This window comes from Psychrobacter sp. NZS113 (assembly GCF_015864825.1).
Taxonomy (GTDB): Bacteria; Pseudomonadota; Gammaproteobacteria; order Pseudomonadales; family Moraxellaceae; genus Psychrobacter.
On sequence record NZ_JADYWL010000004.1, the window covers coordinates 366,987 to 386,122 of the forward strand.

The following is a 19,136-nucleotide window of genomic DNA, read 5'->3' on the forward strand; positions in this document are numbered from 1 at the left end:
AGATTGTGATTCTTAAAATGAGAAAAATTGTAGATGAACGAGGAAGAAACTGCCGTTAATATGAACATATTGACAAAATTTCTAACGATGTTTAGCAAAATTTAGCCACTTTAAGGTCACTAAATGTATTAATGTGCTAATTGATGACACGCCCTAGGATAAAGCATAAACTATTATGCTTTATTCTAGTTTTTATCATTGATTACATTCGAACCATCTTAAGAAGCATCTTAATAAGTCACGTTCACTTTATCGCTGTATTGATAGGTACGAATCAGACGCAACTCTACAATATCACTCATATCTTTAGTGAATGCCCCAAAAGGTGCCGCTTGTCGTACAGACTGCTTTGCAGCTTCATCTAGTATCGTTGAGTTTGAGCTTTCTAACAGACGAATGGCTTTAATGTTGCCATCGCTGCTAATAATGACCATCAGACGTACTTCACCAGTGATGCCTTGCGCGCGTGCTTGTACGGGATAATGTAGATTACCAATGCGCTCGACATGTTCACGAAACGTGTTGATATAGTCCGCTGCTGCACCACGTGTCGTTGAATTACTATCGACAGTCACCACTTTAGATTTGGTAGCATAAACTTGTTGACGCTGAGATAACTGCGCCTCTAAGGTGGCGACTTGTTTTCGTAGACGCTCCTCTTGTGCAATCATATCGTCTTGTTCTTTTTTGCTATCATTATCTGACTCTACATTGGCTTGGCGCCAACTTAACGTCGTACGTAGATAACTCTCTTGATACTGCTGCTGTCGAACTTGCCGTTGCAAGCTAATCACATCTTGTGTTTCACTCATTTGCTCAGCAGACAATGGGCTAATCTGATCCGTCTCTTGTCTCAGTTGCTCTTGTACTGTACCACCACCTTCTTGAGAGGCATCAGCAATAAAATGAGCATCCTCATTTGGCTTCATATTGTCAGTCAGTGCTTTTGCGACATCTTGCATCATCGCAGCGGGGTCTTTCCCCATAGAAAAGCTAACACCAAAAATAATAAGCACATGTATACCAACTGCGATAACAATAGCGATAGGTAAACTAATATCTCGCTTAGGTACTTGTGCGGAAAAGTGATAGCTTTGTGAGTCTTTAATATAGGCCACAGTCGATCTCAGCTTATGGGTACGAGCTTATAAGTATAAAACAGCAAAAAATAAGCATCATAATGGTATGTATGATTTATTCTGGCGCTATCATACCATGACATAGAATCATGTCACCACGAGAACCTGTACGTTAGCAATCTAACGCACTCATACAAGGTTTACAATTCTTTAGTCGAATGATTAAAAAATACCGTCAAATCTAATACAAATCGCATACGCCAGATGATAAAGCGTTAGTGATTGCGCTGTAGGCATCTTATATACCAACGTCTATAGGGTGAACACTATTATAAAAAATAGATTTCTTATTACCTACAATTTATATTTCCCCAAAATAATCGATGTCAGTGATATATTCTGATGTTCTATATCGATAGAATGAATGACTACAAAGTACATGTGTGCATTTTGAAGCCATCATATTTAATATATACTGTATTTCAATAAGCATCGTATTATCAATAAAAGCCCATCGACCATTTTTTGATCAGCTATTCTGGGCGCGCTATACAATGATGCACCCCTATAATGATAAGGATAAGAAGTTTGAGTGATTTTGATAACATGGATACTTCAGACAATTTTGACGAATTCTTTGAGAATTTAGGCTACCGATTCGACGAGTCATTTAGCGGTGGTTGGGAGCGCCTTACCCAATCTATCAGACAGATATATGATAGAACAACGGATAAATTTGAAGATGAACTTGCGCTGCCAGTGACACAAGAGTACGTCAATGACGCACTACAGAAATTCGTCACAGATAACGTAAAGGCCATTTTAGAGTTGCGTGTTGAGATGCATGATGACTGGTTCCGCTTGTACTGTACGATTAACGTGTCAGGCATCTATGTGAAAATCGCAAGTAACTTTGGCTTGATTCATGTCCAGCTCGATCGTAATGTTCAGCGTTTTGTGTTTGGTCAGCAGACATATACTGACATACTCAACTTACGCTGCGAGTCTTTTCTAAAACGCCAAGGTGTCAAACTGTTCGTTTGGTTCTATCACAGTATTCTCAAAAAAGATCCGTTAGGATTTCTACTATCTTATATCAATATTGCCCGCGCAAAAGATGAAGTCATCTACATTGATATTAATCGCTGGCTCAAAAATAACAAGAAAATCATAAGCACTCTACACAAAGTACAAGTGAATTATGGCGAGCTTGAAGAAGAGCAAATGATTTTAAAGACTCAGATTAATTATCGTGACTTACTAGCTGCAAGTAGCAACGAAGATATTATTAGTGACGATGATGAACCTGAGTTGATGCAAGGTCCTGTTAATCCCGTAGATGATGCGACTGAACCAAGCCAAGTTTAACTGTTTCACCGTAAAAAAACGCTGACCTTCAAAGCAACAGTCTTTGAAGCTCAGCGTTTTTATTTTGTCAAAGCAGATCTGTAGAATACTCAAATCAGTTATATGGCTACCAATAGTTTTCTACAGCGATATTACCCTCGCCTCGGCGATTCATCACCAAACCTAATGTCTTCAACGCCTCTTTGGTATCTTCGACCATATCTGGGTTGCCACATAACATGACATGCGTAGTATCGACATCCAAATCAATGCCTGCACGCGCTTGTAACGTGCCGTCTAGTAGCAGCTTTGGCAGACGTTCTGCTAATGCGCCTTCGACAGGCTCACGAGTCACGATAGGGATAAATATTAATTTCGCTGGATTCTCAACTAACGGGCCAAAGTCTTCTTGCAGACTTTCAATCTTTTCAACGTAAGCGAGCTCTTCTAGCGAACGCGCGCTGTAGGCCAGTACAATATGCTCATAATCTTCCCACGTCTTCAAATCCTGTAGCATGGATAAAAATGGTGCCAGACCAGTACCTGTCGCGAGCAACCATAGATCCTTGGGCAGTGGTTTTTGATAACGCGCCAATGTTAAAAACCCAAATGGCAAGGTGTTGAGAAGCAACTCATCCCCTACTTGTAAATGTTGCAACTGTGAGGTAAATGCACCGTCAGGGATTACGATAGAGAAAAACTCTAATACTTCGTCGAATGGCGAAGAGATAATCGAATACGCACGAAAGATGTCTTCATTTAATGCCGTATCAGAGGTGTCATCATTGGCTTCGATTTGCTGATAATACTTTAATTGACTGGGGTTGACACCCAAGCGCACGAACTGACCAGCAGTAAATTTAAAGCTGTCAGGACGGCTGACCGTAAAACTAAATAGGTTTGGCGTCCACGTGGTTTTGCTAAGCACGGTTACCGTTTGAATATTGTCACTCATAAGAATTGGCCACTCGCTTTTTATTGTTAGTTATTTTTATAAAACTTTAAACGATACAAAATAAAAGATGCGCCAAGCTTATCATAAAGCTGGCGCATCTTGGTTTTCTAACCGTAACAGTAGATAAGACACATGCAGCGACTTATCTCACCTCTATCTTAAAATTACCAAATACGTGCTAAATTTGACCATTCAATCATATTGCTTGGCAAGATACCGAAGAAGATAATCATCGCTGTGACCGCAATAATCATGATACCGCCAGTACGCATCGCCCATTGGCTAGAAACATCGAATTCAATAAACTGCTTAGGACGTTTAAACAGCGTAAGCATCACACGCAGATAATAGAATAGACCGATCGAGCTGCCTAAAATAATCATTGCTGCCAAGAACCAGTTGGTTCCTTGTACCGCAGCCAATATGGCAAATAGCTTAGTGATAAAGCCTGCCGTCAACGGAATACCAGCCAATGACAACATCATGATAGTCATAACTGCAGTCAGCACTGGACGACGCCAGAACAGCCCTTGATAATGAGTCAACTCATCAGCTTCACCAGATAGACGATACGGACTCGACATGAGAGTCACTACCCCAAAGGCACCGATAGAGGTCAATGCGTAAACAGCCATATACATACTAGAGATGCTATCCGCTGCCCTCCCAATGCTGACAATCACGATCAACACATAGCCCATATGAGAAATAGAAGAATAACCTAGTAGGCGTTTCAGACTGGTCTGACGTACGGCTAGTAAGTTACCCACCAAGATAGATAAGGTCGCCATTACCATCAATAACATTTGCACTGATGGTAGTGCTAGCAAAGCGGTATCAATTAAGAATCGCACCGCAAGGGCCATCATCGCAACTTTTGATACAGATGCCAAGAAGGTCGCGATAGGTGCTGGTGCGCCCTCGTACACATCTGGCGTCCACATATGAAAAGGGGCAGCAGACAGTTTAAACGCAATACCAAACATCATCATCGCCGCGCCTAATATCAACAGTGGCGATTCAAAAAGATTACTCAATTCCACACTAATAGGCTTAAATGCCAGTGACCCTACTTCTGCATAAATAAATGCCATACCCATCAATAAAGTGGCCGAGGCCGTCGCAGATAGCACTAGGTACTTTAGACCAGACTCAAGTGAGTTTTTGCGCATATAAGTGTATGACAGCATACCGTACAGTGGTATAGACAGCATCTCTAAGCTCATAAAGAATGACGCTAGATGCTGAGCACTGACCATCAGCAAAGCACCAATCGTCGATAACAACATGAGCAAATACAGCTCTTCTTTATTGTCCTTGAGGTTTGCTAAGTACGCATAAGACAGCGTACAGCAAGCCAATGCACAGATAAAAATGATTACCATATTAAACTGAGCAAAGTTATCAATCACAAATAACTGTTCAGCACTTGGTATCATGGTTCCACTGTTCACGATGCCAGTCATTTGACCAAGCAAAGTAAATAAACCAATGTTTAAACCAACGACGGTAACTGTACCCGTCACCATATGTGAGCGTTTAACTGCGATGGCAATCATGACCACTAGTACCGTAATCACTACGGTAATGATTGGCGCATAAGGCAACAATCCCATCAAATCATTCATCGTAATATCATTCATGACTTAACGTGCCTCCATTGCATCAAGCAGGTGCGACGCATCTACTTGTGTTACTTGACTATAGGTATATGCATTGTTAATCCACTGCATCGCGTGACTTGACGTATCAAGGAAAGGCTGTGGATATAACCCAAGCCAAACCAGTCCGGCAGCTAGCATTAGTAACAATGACAACTCACGCTTGCCCAAATCTTTGAGTTTGCGCGGTGGCAAACCATGTGACTTAGTTTCTTGTATTGCGACCTCTTGGATGTTGTTTTTACCAAATAACGCGCGATGAATCAGAATAAGTGAGTATAGCCCTGCTAGTACCAAACTGAATGTCGCAAAGACTACAAACACAGGGTATTGAGCAAATGAGCCAAATAAAATCATGAACTCGCCAATGAAGTTACCTGTACCTGGGATACCAAGTAACGCTGCGCAGAAGAACATCAATATCGGCGCATAATAGCGGAACTGCCCCCACATGCCACCCATTAAGGTCAAATCACGTGTGTGCAGGCGCTCATATAACTGACCAGCCATAATGAACAATGCCGCTGAGCTAAGACCATGTGCCAGCATCTGAATCATCAAACCTTGCAAGCTGAGTAACGTACCAGCATAGATTGCTAAGACCACAAAACCCATGTGCGAGATACTAGTATAAGCCAGCAAACGCTTCATATCGGTCTGCATAAAGGCTAGCCATGCCCCATAGAAGATACCAATCGTACCTAAGGTGATCGCTATCGGCGCAAACTCTTGTGACGCTGCTGGGAATAGTGGTAAGACAAAACGAATCAGACCGTATGCTGCAGTTTTAATCAGTACACCAGCCAAATCCACTGAGCCTGCCGTTGGTGCCTGTGCATGCGCATCTGGCAACCAACCATGGAAAGGGATAATTGGCAATTTCACCGCAAAACCGATAAAGAAACACAGCATGATTGGATATTCCCAACCACCCAGCGACGTACCGAGCAAGTCATTATAGTTGAAGCTTACCACGCCTTTTTGCGCGTAGCTAATAATGACCAACATCAAGATACCAATGAGCATAATCAGCCCAGAAGCTTGGGTATAAATAAAGAACTTGGTTGCTGCATATTCTTTGGTTTTGCCAACCACATCATGACCCCAAATCGCGATCAAGAAGTAGATAGGAACCAGCATCATCTCCCAAAAGAAGAAGAACAAGAACAGATCAATGGCTAAGAAAACACCAATGACGCCACCTAAGCTCCATAACAAGTTCAGGTGAAAGAAACCAACTCGGCGTTGGATCTCATTCCACGAACAGGCAACCGCTGCAATACCGAGCAGTCCTGTCAAAGCCACCATCATCAGTGACAAACCATCTAATGCCAAATGAAAGCTAATACCAAAGCTCGGTATCCATGGCACGCTGAATTCAGCAACCCAAGGCACATTTGCGCTTGGGGCAATCACTTGCTTACTCATTCCGCTAAAGTCACCGTAATGCCACAATACTAATGACAATACAAAGGTCAGCGTCATGCCGATTAAAGCAATCCAGCGCGGTAGACGTTTATTAAACCGTTCGACCAACCAACATAGCAATCCTGCAATAAAAGGAATTGCGATTAATGCTGGTAGCATCCACGTTTGTTGTAACTCAATCATCTTATACCACCGTCATCATTACCAGCACCAGCAATATAGCCATACCCAAGCCAAAGCTTGCAGCATAACCTCGAAGTGACCCTGTTTGCGTCGCAGACAACACCTTATTACCTACTGAAGCCAGCTTAGGTAGGATGAGCCACGTTTTATCAATAGGGTCGGCTTTAAGTAAGCGGCCGATGAACAAAAAGGGTTTTACGAAAATTACATCGTATAGCGCATCGAAGCCTAGGCCATGATAGCACCAGTGATATAGCGCCCCACCAATACGTGAGCGCTTAAAGCTGGTAAGCATTCTACCTTTATCTAAGACGTATAATAATGCTGCCAATATCAAGCCCGCGCCCATTGCACCCATCGCGATATATTCTGCAGTATGCTTAGCATGTGCTTGACCCGCGACTTCTAATAAGTGACCAACACTCTCTGGTAATACACCATCTAATGGCGGTGTAATCCATGCACCAACGGCTGTAGATAGTACTAGCAATACCGTCAACGGCAACCAATACGACATGCCTGATAATTTGTGTGCAGGCGTTTTTTCTTCACCAAAGAAGATAATCCAAATCATACGGAATGTATAAATCGCGGTTAGGAAAGCGCCGAACACACCCATATAGAACAATACTAGATGACCTGTGGCATAAGTCTCCCAAAGAATCGCTTCTTTAGAATAAAAGCCAACGGTGACCCAAGGTATGGCTGCAAGTGCACCACCACCGACGACATAGCACCAAAATACCAATGGTATCTTTTTGCGTAGACCGCCCATTTTGAAGATATCTTGCTCATGGTGTACGGCAAGGATGACCGCACCTGATGATAAGAACAGCAGCGCTTTAAAGAAAGCATGCGTCATCAGATGGAAGATAGCGCCTTGCCATGCGCCCACACCAAGTGCTAGGAACATATAGCCGATCTGACTCATCGTTGAATAAGCAAGGATACGTTTGATATCCGTCTGTGCCAGTGCACAGAAACCTGCAACGATAAGCGTCAATGCACCCACGCCGCCGACCCAATACAATAATATACCTGGTGTCAGCTCAAACAATGGATGTAGGCGGGCTATCAAATAGACGCCTGCTGTTACCATCGTTGCGGCGTGAATCAATGCCGATACTGGTGTTGGACCTGCCATCGCATCAGCCAGCCACGTATGTAGTGGCAACTGCGCTGATTTACCCATCGCGCCGCCAACGAGCATCATCGTCGTCAGCATCATCGTTGGATTATTGATATCAAACACTTCTGGGGCGCGCGTAATAATCTCTTGAATATTAAGCGTACCGAATTCACGGAATAATAAAAACAAACCAAAGGCTAAGAACACATCACCCACGCGAGTAACCGTAAAAGCTTTCATCGCAGCAATACCATTGGCTCGGTCATGGTAATAAAAACCAATCAACAGGTATGAGCAGATACCGACGCCTTCCCAACCGAGATAGAGTAGAAACAAGTTATCTGCCAATACCAGCAATAGCATGCTAGCAACGAACAAATTCATATAGCTAAAGAAACGGGCAAAGCCAGTGTCACCTTTCATATACCAAGAGGCAAACAGATGAATCAAAAAGCCAATCCCAGTGATAACACCAGTCATAGTCAATGCAAGACCATCAAAGCTCAAGCCAAAATGCGGGGCAAAATCGCCCACTTGGAACCATGTCCACAGCGGAACTTCTACGATCGTTCCTGCTGGATTGGTGGTCAAAAAGGTATAGCTCACGAATAGCGTACATAGTGCTGATAGCAGCATGCTACCAACGCCCACAATCGCTGCCACCTGCTCTGTTAGCTTGTCGCGCATAAAGGCTAAAATCAAAAAGCCAACGAGCGGGAATATAAAGGTTAATGGTAATAAACTCATGACATCATCCTTTCATCTCATTGGCGCTATCGACATCTAGATGCCCACGCTGATGATAAAACCGCAATAATATTGCCAAACCAATGGCGGCCTCTGCTGCTGCTAACGTCAAAATAAAGATAAACATAATCTGTCCATCTGGATCGACCCAGCGACTACCTGCCACCACAAATGCTAATGCTGCCGCGTTCATCATGATCTCAAGGCTCATTAGCATAAATAGGAAGTTACGACGTACCATGACGCCGCACAGTCCGATAGCAAATAAAACACCTGCCAAAATCATTCCGTGGCTCATGGGTATCATACCCAGTACATTCTGCGCCTCAACAGCTGGCTGCATTAAGCCTGCTACCTCGTGGGCAAACGGCACGTTTGACACGTCTTGTGCCACGCTTGCTGCTAGTACCATTAGTCTGACTCCTTGCGCGTGACTTTGTTTGCACCTATGTTCATACTGACATAATCAAGCGGGTCAACATCTTTATACTCGTAAGGCTGAGCCATTTCTACGGCATCATGCTGTGTATGAGTGCCATTATTGTCATGCTGTTTAACACTACCCACACTTGGTTTGAATGCTTGACTGGCATTACTCTCAACTTCGTCATCTATAGATTCTTTACCTAGATGATAAGCAGCGACCAGAGCAGCTAGCAATAATAATGCCGCCACTTCTATCAGCATGACATATTTGGTAAATAACACCGTGCCGACTGCTTTGGCAGATATTGTCGTACCGCCAATCATCGCTGCTTCGTCATGATTGAGACCAATCATCGCATATAGCACAACGGCAATGATTATCGTCAACCCTGTCGGTATCGCCCAAGTGCCAGCATCAAGCCAACGCTCTTCACGCTCATCATTGCTCATGCCCAAGTTCAGCATCATAATGACAAAGACAAACAGCACCATAATGGCACCAGCGTAAACAACGATTTCTAGTGCCCCTGCAAATGGTGCACCGAGCACAAAGAATATGCCAGCAATCGCTAACAATGACACAATCATCGACAAAATAGCATGCACTGGATTGGCTTGGGTCACCACGCGCAAACTGGCAAATACTGCCACTGCTGCGAGCGAATAAAACCCTGCCAACTCAGGATGGTTCAAAATGTTCATCATGGCAGCAAACTCCTTAGATCAATAGGTGCAGCTTCATTTTGCGCCGCCCCTTTTGGTTTGTCCGCTACCGCCATACCCGTCACACGATAATAGTTATAATCGGGATATTTACCTGGTCCTGAAATAAGCAAATGCTCTTTTTCATAGACCAAATCTTGGCGCTTATATTCACCCAACTCAAAGTCAGGTGTCATTTGAATGGCTGTCGTTGGACATGCCTCTTCACACAATCCGCAAAAAATACAGCGCGAAAAGTTAATTCTAAAAAACTCTGGATACCAGCGGCCGTCTTCGCGCTCAGCTTTCTGTAATGAGATACAGCCAACGGGACAGGCCACAGCACATAAGTTACAAGCAACACAGCGCTCATCACCATCAGGGTCACGCGTCAGTACAATGCGCCCACGAAAACGCGGCGGTACTGGTACGGGCTCTTCAGGATAAAGAATGGTGTCGCGTGGCCTGAGCGCATGACTATTGACCATCCACATACTGCGAACAATGGTAAATATACCAATGACGGTCTTTTTTATGGTAGTAAACATGGGATTATTATCCTTATCAGCTTTACCCTAGTTCATCAATGATGGCTAGTGATGATTACAACGTTGGGGAAAAGATCAAAATGACTGCAGCAGTAACCAACAGATTAATCAGTGTTACTGGCAGACAGACTTTCCAACCAAAATTCATCACTTGATCATAGCGCGGACGCATAAGTGAGCCACGAGCCAAAACAAACATCGTCATAAAAAACAGTGTTTTAATCATGAACCAAAAAGCTGGTGGAATAAATGGAATATCTAAATTGAAAGGCGCAAGCCAACCGCCAAAGAACAAGCAAGTCATCAATGCAGAAATCAAGACAACGTTGACATATTCTCCGATAAAGAACATACCAAACTTCATGCCAGAATATTCAACATGATACCCTTCGGCCAGCTCTTGCTCTGCTTCTGGTTGGTCAAATGGATGTCTATGCGTAACAGCAACACCAGCCACTACAAAAGTCAAAAAGCCAAAAAACTGCGGGATGATATACCAGCCGTCTGCTTGTGCTTCAACAATGGCACGTAAGTTAAATGAGCCTGTCAGTGCGACCACACCCATCAACGACAAACCCAAAAACACTTCATAACTGATGGTTTGTGCCGCTGAACGTAGGCCGCCCAATAGCGAGAACTTGTTTGCAGACGCCCAACCACCGAACATCACTGCATAGACAGCAATACCCGCCATGGCAAAGAAGAACAGAATACCGATATCCCAATCAGCAACGCCAAGCGTTGGCGAGATAGGAATAATGGCAAATGAGGCCAATGCGGTAAACATCGCGACCGCAGGTGCCAAGGTAAACATAAATTTATCGGTAAAGTTCGGCGTCCAATCTTCTTTAAAGAAGATTTTTAGCATATCAGCAACCAGCTGCAGTGAACCAAATGGACCCACACGGTTTGGACCATAACGATCTTGCCATAAGGCCAACATACGGCGCTCATAGATAATCATCATCGCCGCAACCAATACCACGACTAAGAAGATAACCAGTGACTGCCCAACCAGAAATAAGATAGACCAAGCATCAAAGCTTAGGCTACCAGTCAGAAAGCTTGGCACATCAGGGATAATACGAGTAACTTGCATATTACACCTCCTGTGTGGTGATCGGCGCTGCATTTACGTGCGCAGCATCGTTATTGTTCATCATATCGTTAGCCATACTGCCCATCATAGTGACTGGTGCATCAACTTTACGTACCGACGCTGGCATCGACGGGTGAATGATACTCACCTGTCCAACTGGGTAACCGATACAACCTTCCGCTAAGTAACCGACAATCTGTACTGGCAAGGTGATTTGTTGCTTATCAATCTCAATCGCCAAGTAATCACCAGCAGTAATATTCCAGTCCTTAGCATCATCCATACCGATACGCCATGCGGCAACAGGCAGTTGCTCAGCGACGATCGGACTACGAGAAGCCATCATTGAACTGGCGTAGATATTGTAGATAGGCACTAGCTTCGCTTGGCCTTGCTGCATATCAGTCGTCGTCGCAGACATCGCTTCTGGCGCCACATATTGGCGTTTTTCTAAACGTGATAGCTGATCGAACAAACGCACACCCGGATCACCATTTTTGAGATGGCCACCGACCTTGTCTTGGTATTTATTCCATGCTTGCGGTGAGTTCCAACCTGCCGCATTGGCAAAAGGAATCATCGAGCTTGGTGTTTCTTTACCGCTATAACCTTCCATTGAGAAGGTTAAACCAGTGTCTAAATCTTTTGGTTGCATCGGCTCATGTACTGATATCGGGGCACGCATAGCGGTACGACCTGAATAACGACGCGGTTGACGAGCAATTTTAAGACCCGTCATACGGTAAGCAGCATCAGGTGCAGCGCCTTTAATCCCAGCAAGCTTAGGATGGGTTGCGATCAATGCATTGATAACATCATCTAGCTGCGTCCAATCGACATCACGACCTTCAATGCTGCTATGCACTGCATGTAACCAGCGCCAGCCTTCTTTGATACTACTCATCGGATGATAGTATTCGTTATCATAGACTTGGAAGAAACGCTGTGCACGGCCTTCAGCAGATATCAACGTGCCGTCTGCTTCTGCAAAACTAGCCGCTGGCAATACAATATCGACATCTTTATGCCAATCAAGCAGCTGATGATCCAGTGCAATGACAGTTTTATCAGATAATAACTGCGTCAATTTATTAGCATCGATGGCATCAGTCAGCTGATTTTCAGCGACGATAACCACATCGAAATCAGTCGCTAACAACTCTTCTACTGATTGACCGCCAAGCATGCAAACACCCATGCTATTAGCATCGGTAACCGTTAAGTAGATACCTGCTTGTGCATGATAACGGTTGTTTACTTCTTTTAATTCGAGCGGTTCGGCAGGTGCGCGTTCTACATCATCTTGCGCTTCTGTATTCACGCCCGTTTCAGGTTTGTTTGGCTTAGCAGATAAGTCTTGATCTTCTTCAGGCTGATCATTAGCAGACTGCGCTTGAGCTTCCACTTTGGCGTTATGCGCTTCAACTTGCTGCTGCTCAGTGGCTTTGATAGCCGAGCGTTTTTGCGTTAATGCTTGAGTAATCTGCGCCGCTGCTTCTATCAATGCGGTAGACGATAAGCTACTACCCGAGATAACCAGTGGCTTATCCGCTTGAATCAAGTCATAAGCGATTTGCTTCGCTAATGCTTGCATACCATCAGTCTCAGTACTGGCATCTTGCTCAGCCGCTTGTGGATCTGCTATCTCTGCTAAATCATCAGCGAAGTTAGCAATTTCGTCAGCGACTTTAAAGCCAAGTTTAGTGATGTCTTCAGGTGTCGCCACCACACTCACTTTACTGATATCTTCTAGCTTAGTCTGAGTCACATCAATGACATAGACTGGGCTTAGTGCATCTTGAGCAATACGCTTAACTGGTTCAGCAAGCCACGGCTGCGTTTGCAATGCCGCTGCCATTTTCAGGCCTTCATTTTTTGCAGCTTGACGTACTGACAGCGCAACACGTGATGAAGTTTGCGTGATGTCTTCACCTAATACGAGTACCGCATCATGGCTTTCAATGTCCGTCATACTTGGGTTATAAATGCCATCGGTACTTAATACTTCGATGCATTTATTAACCAGCGCTTGCTGCTGATGATTGAGACCCGTTGAGAATTTATCAAAGCCAACTAGGTTTTTTAGCGCAAAGTTGGTTTCTAGACTGGCGCGCGGTGAGCCAATACCGATGACTTTTTTATCTTTGATACGTTTGATGGTTTCATCGAGTGCGTAGTCAATATTGATTTTGACATGCTTATCATTGATACGTTCAAGCGCTTGCGTTGGACGATCTTCACGATTGACATAGCCATAACCGAAGCGACCACGGTCACATAAGAAATAGCGGTTTACTTCGCCGTTATAGCGGTTTTCGATACGGCGTAATTCACCATAACGCTCTCCTGGTGAGATGTTACAACCTGCTGAGCAGCCATGACAGATGCTTGGCGCATACTGCATGTCCCATTTACGGTTATAACGTTCAGAATGCGTTTTATCAGTAAACACACCGGTTGGGCAGACTTCCGTTAAATTGCCTGAGAATTCGCTTTCGAACTGACCATCTTTATCACGGCCAAAATACACACGGTTGTTTGAGCCATAAACGCCCAAATCTTCGCCGCCTGCGTAGTCTTTATAAAAACGTACACAACGATAGCAAGCGATACAACGGTTCATCTCATGCGCGATGAATGGACCAAGCTCTTGGTTGTGATGGGTGCGTTTGGTAAAGCGATAGCGACGACGGCTATGACCCGACATATAGGTCATATCTTGCAAATGGCAATGCCCACCCTCTTCACAGGTTGGACAATCATGTGGATGATTGGTCATAAGTAACTCAACCATCGACTTGCGGAATGCTTTGGCTTCATCGTCAGTGACCGAGATATACATGTCATCGCCAGGAGCGACCATACATGACATCACGAGACGACCGCGACCTGCTTCCATATCTTCTTTGTTTTGAAATTGCTTGACCGCGCACTGACGGCACGAGCCTACTGAGCCAAGGGCTGGATGATAACAAAAATACGGCACATCAATGCCGAGGGATAAACAAGCTTGTAGCAAGTTATCCGCGCTATCTACTTCGACAGTGGTTCCATCAATATGTATGACTGCCATGCCGCTCTCCTTATTTCACTACTGGCTGTTGATTGGCTGCAGCATCAATGATATCTACACCAACCGCCTGAGTGATTTTTTGATCAAACTCTGGACGGAAATATTTAATCGCACTCATTAGTGGTTCCATCGCACCTGGGGCATGCGCACAGAATGTTTTACCAATCCATAAGTCACGCGTGAGGCCCTCTAATTTTTCCACATCGCCTACTTGCCCTTCACCATCATTGATAGCGGTAAGCAGTTTGACACCCCAAGGTAGACCATCACGGCATGGTGTACACCAACCGCATGATTCACGTTGAAAGAAAATTTCGAGATTGCGAACGAGTGGCACCATATCTTGCGCTTCATCCACCACCATAATCAGCCCAGTACCCATACGGCTACCTGCTTTTTGAATGGTATCAAAATCCACCACCACATCTAAATGCTCAGTGGTTAGAAAGTCAGTAGAAGCACCGCCCGGTAGCCAAGCTTTGAGGGTTTTGCCATCGATCATACCACCCGCTAAATCTTCAATGATTTCGCGCGCCGTATAACCAAACGGTAACTCCCACAGACCTGGGTCATTGACCAAACCTGAACAACCAAACAGTTTGGTACCTGGTGTCTGGCTCTTGCCTTTGATATTAGATAACGACTGATACCATTCGACGCCATGGTTTAAGATGGCTGGCATATTGCATAAAGTCTCAACATTATTGACAACCGTTGGACGACCCCATGCACCAGAAATTTGCGGGAAAGGCGGTTTGGTACGTGGGTTAGCACGGCGACCTTCTAGACAATTAATCAGTGCCGTTTCTTCACCGCAGATATAACGTCCAGCGCCAGTATGCACATGCAGATTAAAGCTAAAATCTGAGCCTAAAATATTCTTGCCCATTAGATTGTTAGCCAAGCATTCTTCGATAGCAGCGACCAAACGTTCAGCGGCCAAGATGTACTCACCGCGGATAAAGATATAACCGTCAGTTGCGCCAATCGCATGCGCGGTAATCAACATACCTTCAATTAACTGAAACGGTAGACGCTCCATCAGTAAACGATCTTTAAAGGTACCTGGCTCCATCTCATCAGCATTACAAATGAGATAACGCGGCAAACCATCTGGCGGTGACATAAATGTCCATTTCAAACCAGCATTAAAACCTGCACCGCCGCGACCTCTGACGTTGGCAGCTTTGATCATATTGCCGACTTCTTTAGGCGATTGACTCAAAGCTTGCTTTAAACCAGTGAAACCTTTTAGAGATTCGTAGGTGGCCAAATCAAGCACTGCGTCATGATGTGCTAGACGCCATGTTAACGGTTTGGTTTCGCTAGTCGCTGTGGCTTTATCACCATAAATTGGAATGCGCTGCTCATTAAGCTGGCTTGGCGCTTTGCCTTGGCTACGTTGAGCAATTTGCTCTGAAAGTGTTAATCTCATGCGTATAGCTCCAATAATTGCGTTACCTCTTCAGGCTGGACAGGACCATACGTGTCTTCGTCAATCAACACAGCAGGACCCTTGTCACAGTTACCCAAGCAGCAAATTGGCAATAGCGTAAAGCGACCATCAGCCGTCGTCTGACCATACTCAATACCCAGCTGCGATCTGATTTCAGCTGATAACGCCTCATAACCTGTCAAAAAACAAGCCACTGAATCACAAATAAGGATGACATGGCGACCGACAGGCTGACGATAAATACGGTTAAAGAAAGTGGCGACCCCATCCATATCTGACATCGGAATATCTAAAATATTGGCAATGGCATTCACTTGTGCATCATCGACCCAGCCATTGCGCTTTTGCACGATTTTTAGCGCATCTAACGAGGCAGCACGCGCCTGTGGATAATGGTGCATAAACTCATGAATAGCCGCAATTTCCTCGCTAGTGAGGATGCTTGCCACATCTACTTTTGGCATTTTGTCGGAAACAATTTTCATAGTCTTCTATCTGTCCTCACTCATCACGCTTTATCAGCTAATAGCGACAGTTTTATGAGTGTCGCTACATGGCAAGATATCAGCATTTTGGTGTGCCATTTGGCAATGATATATTGATAAACGTAGTTCTTTAATAACGATAATTTTCTGATCAAAGCATGAACGATCAAAGTATTAGCGATCACAATCGGCCATAACAATATCAATCGATGCCAAATACATAATGGCATCAGAGACGAGCGAACCATTAATCACCGATGGCATCTGCTGCAAATGCGCAAACGTCGGCGTACGGATACGAGTACGATAGCTCATCGTCGCCTTATCTGAAGTGATGTAATAGCTGTTCAAACCTTTGGTCGCTTCTACAATCGTCGTACACTCGCCCGCTGGCATCACAGGACCCCAAGATACTGAGATAAAGTGGTTAATCAGCGTTTCGATATCATTTAGTGTACGGTCTTTCGGCGGTGGTACCGCTAGTGGATGGTCCGCTTTGTAAGGGCCTTGTGGCATATTGTCCATGCACTGGCGAATGATGCGTAACGACTGACGCATCTCTTCGACTTTGACCATACAACGGTCATAAGCATCGCCGTTATAACCGACTGGCACTTCAAAGTCGTAATTCTCATAGCCCATGTATGGACGTGCTTTACGCAGGTCAAAGTCAACACCTGTCGCGCGCAGACCTGCACCAGTGACGCCCCAAGCCAATGCTTGCTTGGCATTATATTGAGCAACACCTTGAGTACGGCCTTTGAGCACACTGTTTTGCAATGCCGCTTTGACATATTCGTCCAAGCGTTTTGGCATCCAATCTAGGAACTCACGCACCAGACGCTGCCAGCCACGTGGCAGGTCAGCAGCAGTACCGCCGATACGGAACCAAGCGGGATGCATACGATAGCCAGTCACGGCTTCGATGACATCATAAGCTTTTTGGCGATCGGTAAACATATAGAATACAGGGGTCATACCGCCCGCATCCTGAATGAACGTACCGACGAACAGCAAGTTATTGGTAATACGGAAAAATTCACTCATCATCACGCGGATGGTTTCAGCGCGTGGTGGAATGGTGATTCCTGCCAGCTTTTCGACTGACATGATGTACGGCAGCTCATTCATCACACCGCCAAGATAATCGATACGGTCGGTATAAGGAATAAATGAGTGCCATGTTTGACGCTCAGCCATTTTTTCTGCGCCGCGATGGTGATAGCCAATATCAGGGATACAATCGACGACTTCTTCACCATCAAGCTGTAGCACCAAACGGAATGCACCGTGAGCAGAGGGATGGTTAGGACCGATGTTCAAGAACATAAAGTCTTCATCGCGACCTGAACGCTTCATGCCCCACTCTTCTGGGACAAAACGCAGGTTCTCTTGCTCGTATTGCTGCTTAGCGGTATTCAAGAAGTACGGGGTAAATTCCGTCGCACGCGCATGATACTCTTTACGCAGTGGATGACCTTCCCAGTATTTAGGCAATAGGATACGGGTCAAATGCGGATGGCCCGTAAAGACAATACCGAACATGTCCCATACTTCACGCTCATACCAGTTGGCATTTGGCCAAATATTGGTGGCGCTCGGTACATTGACGTCGTCTTCGCTCAGCGCGACCTTGATACGTACGTCACTATTGCGCTCAAGCGACATTAGGTGATAAAACACCGTAAAGTCACTGTCAGGTAAGCCTTGACGATGCTGGCGCAAACGCTCATCTATCGCTGACAAGTCAAATAGCATGACGTATGGCTGTGGCAATTTACGCAGGAATAAGAGAACATCGAGTAAATCCGCACGCGCAACCCAAACCGTTGGAATCTCATCAACAGTGTGCTGCACGACAAACTTACCGGCATACTTCTGCTCCAGCTCTTTGATAACGGCTGGGACAGGCTTAATCTTAGGATCTATGTTTTCGACTACCGTGACCATGAATGATGTATTCCTTCATTAATCATAACTGAACTATGTTAGTCATAACCAAGCTATGTCAATCATAACCGAACTATGATGAGCGCATAAAATATTGAGGTTGTTGCTATCGCTATAAATCTAAACGCACGAATCTAAATACTGTCTGGGCTACGCAAGTTTTTAACAGCGATACGATCTGCTTGCTTACGGTCACGCTCAGGCGTCATTTGTGGCTGATAGATACCTTGCTCATTGACATGGATGCCCAGCGGACGACGCTCTTTGGTGATAGATTCTTGCAATAACATCAAGCCTTGAATCAAAGCTTCTGGACGCGGTGGACAACCCGGCACATAGACATCGACTGGAATGATTTTATCTACGCCTTGTACGACAGAGTAAATATCGTACATACCGCCAGAGTTGGCACAGGCACCCATAGAGATGACCCATTTTGGCTCAAGCATTTGCTCATAAAGACGTTGGATAACAGGCGCCATTTTGACAAAACAAGTACCAGCGACGATCATGACATCCGCCTGACGAGGCGAGGCACGAATAACCTCAGCACCAAAACGTGACAAATCATGAACGGCTGTCAGGGTGGTGGCGTATTCTACATAGCAGCAAGAAGTACCAAAGTTAAATGGCCATAGTGAGTGCTTGCGCCCCCAGTTTGCTGTCGAATGAACGAGGTCTTCGAGACGACCCATAAAGACGTTTTTATTGACTTCGTCTTCGATAGGGTCATTGACCGTTTGACTGGTCTGTGCAGGATAGGTGTCTGCATCAGGGTTGGCTTTTGTTAATGTGTATTTCATAACATACAACCTTTATATTAGACGTCGCGTGGCAATCGTCTTGCCCTCGCTAGCGTCTTAACTTC

General features: G+C 44.9%; 15 protein-coding genes. 1 reads left to right on the forward strand and 14 read right to left on the reverse strand.

Annotated elements, in window-relative coordinates:
- Nucleotides 1-230: 230 nt before the first annotated feature.
- Nucleotides 231-1,118: an energy transducer TonB gene (locus tag I6E61_RS14360; protein ID WP_197133056.1), complete on the reverse strand. Its 888-nt coding sequence runs from the start codon at nucleotides 1,116-1,118 to the stop codon at nucleotides 231-233.
- A gap of 531 nt (nucleotides 1,119-1,649) precedes the next feature.
- Between I6E61_RS14360 and I6E61_RS08320 the strand changes: the two genes are divergently transcribed.
- Nucleotides 1,650-2,447 (forward strand): hypothetical protein, encoded by a 798-nt coding sequence (locus I6E61_RS08320; RefSeq protein ID WP_197133059.1) that lies wholly within the window; start codon nucleotides 1,650-1,652, stop codon nucleotides 2,445-2,447.
- Between the two features lie 106 nt (nucleotides 2,448-2,553).
- On the opposite strand, the gene I6E61_RS08325 is transcribed toward I6E61_RS08320, so the two are convergent.
- The 13 genes from I6E61_RS08325 to I6E61_RS08385 form a co-directional block, all read right to left on the reverse strand.
- Complete coding sequence (locus I6E61_RS08325; protein ID WP_197133062.1) at nucleotides 2,554-3,381, reverse strand: ferredoxin--NADP reductase; 828 nt, start codon at nucleotides 3,379-3,381, stop codon at nucleotides 2,554-2,556.
- 164 nt (nucleotides 3,382-3,545) lie between these two features.
- Nucleotides 3,546-5,024 (reverse strand): NADH-quinone oxidoreductase subunit NuoN, encoded by a 1,479-nt coding sequence (gene nuoN / locus I6E61_RS08330; protein WP_197133065.1) that lies wholly within the window; start codon nucleotides 5,022-5,024, stop codon nucleotides 3,546-3,548.
- A 3-nt stretch (nucleotides 5,025-5,027) separates the two neighbouring features.
- On the reverse strand, nucleotides 5,028-6,653 hold the full coding sequence (nuoM, locus tag I6E61_RS08335) for an NADH-quinone oxidoreductase subunit M (RefSeq protein ID WP_197133068.1): 1,626 nt from the start codon (nucleotides 6,651-6,653) through the stop codon (nucleotides 5,028-5,030).
- Between the two features lies 1 nt (nucleotide 6,654).
- Complete coding sequence (gene nuoL, locus I6E61_RS08340; RefSeq protein ID WP_197133071.1) at nucleotides 6,655-8,529, reverse strand: NADH-quinone oxidoreductase subunit L; 1,875 nt, start codon at nucleotides 8,527-8,529, stop codon at nucleotides 6,655-6,657.
- 4 nt (nucleotides 8,530-8,533) lie between these two features.
- On the reverse strand, nucleotides 8,534-8,842 hold the full coding sequence (nuoK, locus tag I6E61_RS08345; RefSeq protein WP_197133222.1) for an NADH-quinone oxidoreductase subunit NuoK: 309 nt from the start codon (nucleotides 8,840-8,842) through the stop codon (nucleotides 8,534-8,536).
- A gap of 98 nt (nucleotides 8,843-8,940) precedes the next feature.
- Nucleotides 8,941-9,660 (reverse strand): NADH-quinone oxidoreductase subunit J, encoded by a 720-nt coding sequence (gene nuoJ / locus I6E61_RS08350; protein WP_197133074.1) that lies wholly within the window; start codon nucleotides 9,658-9,660, stop codon nucleotides 8,941-8,943.
- Nucleotides 9,657-10,205 (reverse strand): NADH-quinone oxidoreductase subunit NuoI, encoded by a 549-nt coding sequence (gene nuoI / locus I6E61_RS08355; protein WP_110922265.1) that lies wholly within the window; start codon nucleotides 10,203-10,205, stop codon nucleotides 9,657-9,659. Before nuoI ends, nuoJ begins: the two co-directional genes overlap by 4 nt.
- A gap of 55 nt (nucleotides 10,206-10,260) precedes the next feature.
- The gene (gene nuoH / locus I6E61_RS08360) at nucleotides 10,261-11,304 is read right to left on the reverse strand and encodes an NADH-quinone oxidoreductase subunit NuoH (RefSeq protein ID WP_197133077.1); all 1,044 of its coding nucleotides are present in this window, start codon (nucleotides 11,302-11,304) and stop codon (nucleotides 10,261-10,263) included.
- Between the two features lies 1 nt (nucleotide 11,305).
- Nucleotides 11,306-14,377 carry an NADH-quinone oxidoreductase subunit NuoG gene (gene nuoG / locus I6E61_RS08365; RefSeq protein WP_197133080.1) on the reverse strand — a complete coding sequence of 1,024 codons (3,072 nt, stop codon included), beginning with the start codon at nucleotides 14,375-14,377 and terminating at the stop codon, nucleotides 11,306-11,308.
- Nucleotides 14,378-14,387: 10 nt separating this feature from the next.
- Nucleotides 14,388-15,812, reverse strand: coding sequence for an NADH-quinone oxidoreductase subunit NuoF (gene nuoF / locus I6E61_RS08370; protein WP_227685736.1), 1,425 nt, complete (start codon nucleotides 15,810-15,812; stop codon nucleotides 14,388-14,390).
- Nucleotides 15,809-16,318: an NADH-quinone oxidoreductase subunit NuoE gene (nuoE, locus tag I6E61_RS08375; RefSeq protein ID WP_045444735.1), complete on the reverse strand. Its 510-nt coding sequence runs from the start codon at nucleotides 16,316-16,318 to the stop codon at nucleotides 15,809-15,811. Before nuoE ends, nuoF begins: the two co-directional genes overlap by 4 nt.
- A 174-nt stretch (nucleotides 16,319-16,492) precedes the next feature.
- Nucleotides 16,493-18,268, reverse strand: coding sequence for an NADH-quinone oxidoreductase subunit C/D (gene nuoC, locus I6E61_RS08380; protein WP_102092975.1), 1,776 nt, complete (start codon nucleotides 18,266-18,268; stop codon nucleotides 16,493-16,495).
- 134 nt (nucleotides 18,269-18,402) lie between these two features.
- On the reverse strand, nucleotides 18,403-19,071 hold the full coding sequence (locus I6E61_RS08385) for an NADH-quinone oxidoreductase subunit B family protein (RefSeq protein ID WP_021813431.1): 669 nt from the start codon (nucleotides 19,069-19,071) through the stop codon (nucleotides 18,403-18,405).
- Nucleotides 19,072-19,136: the final 65 nt, after the last annotated feature.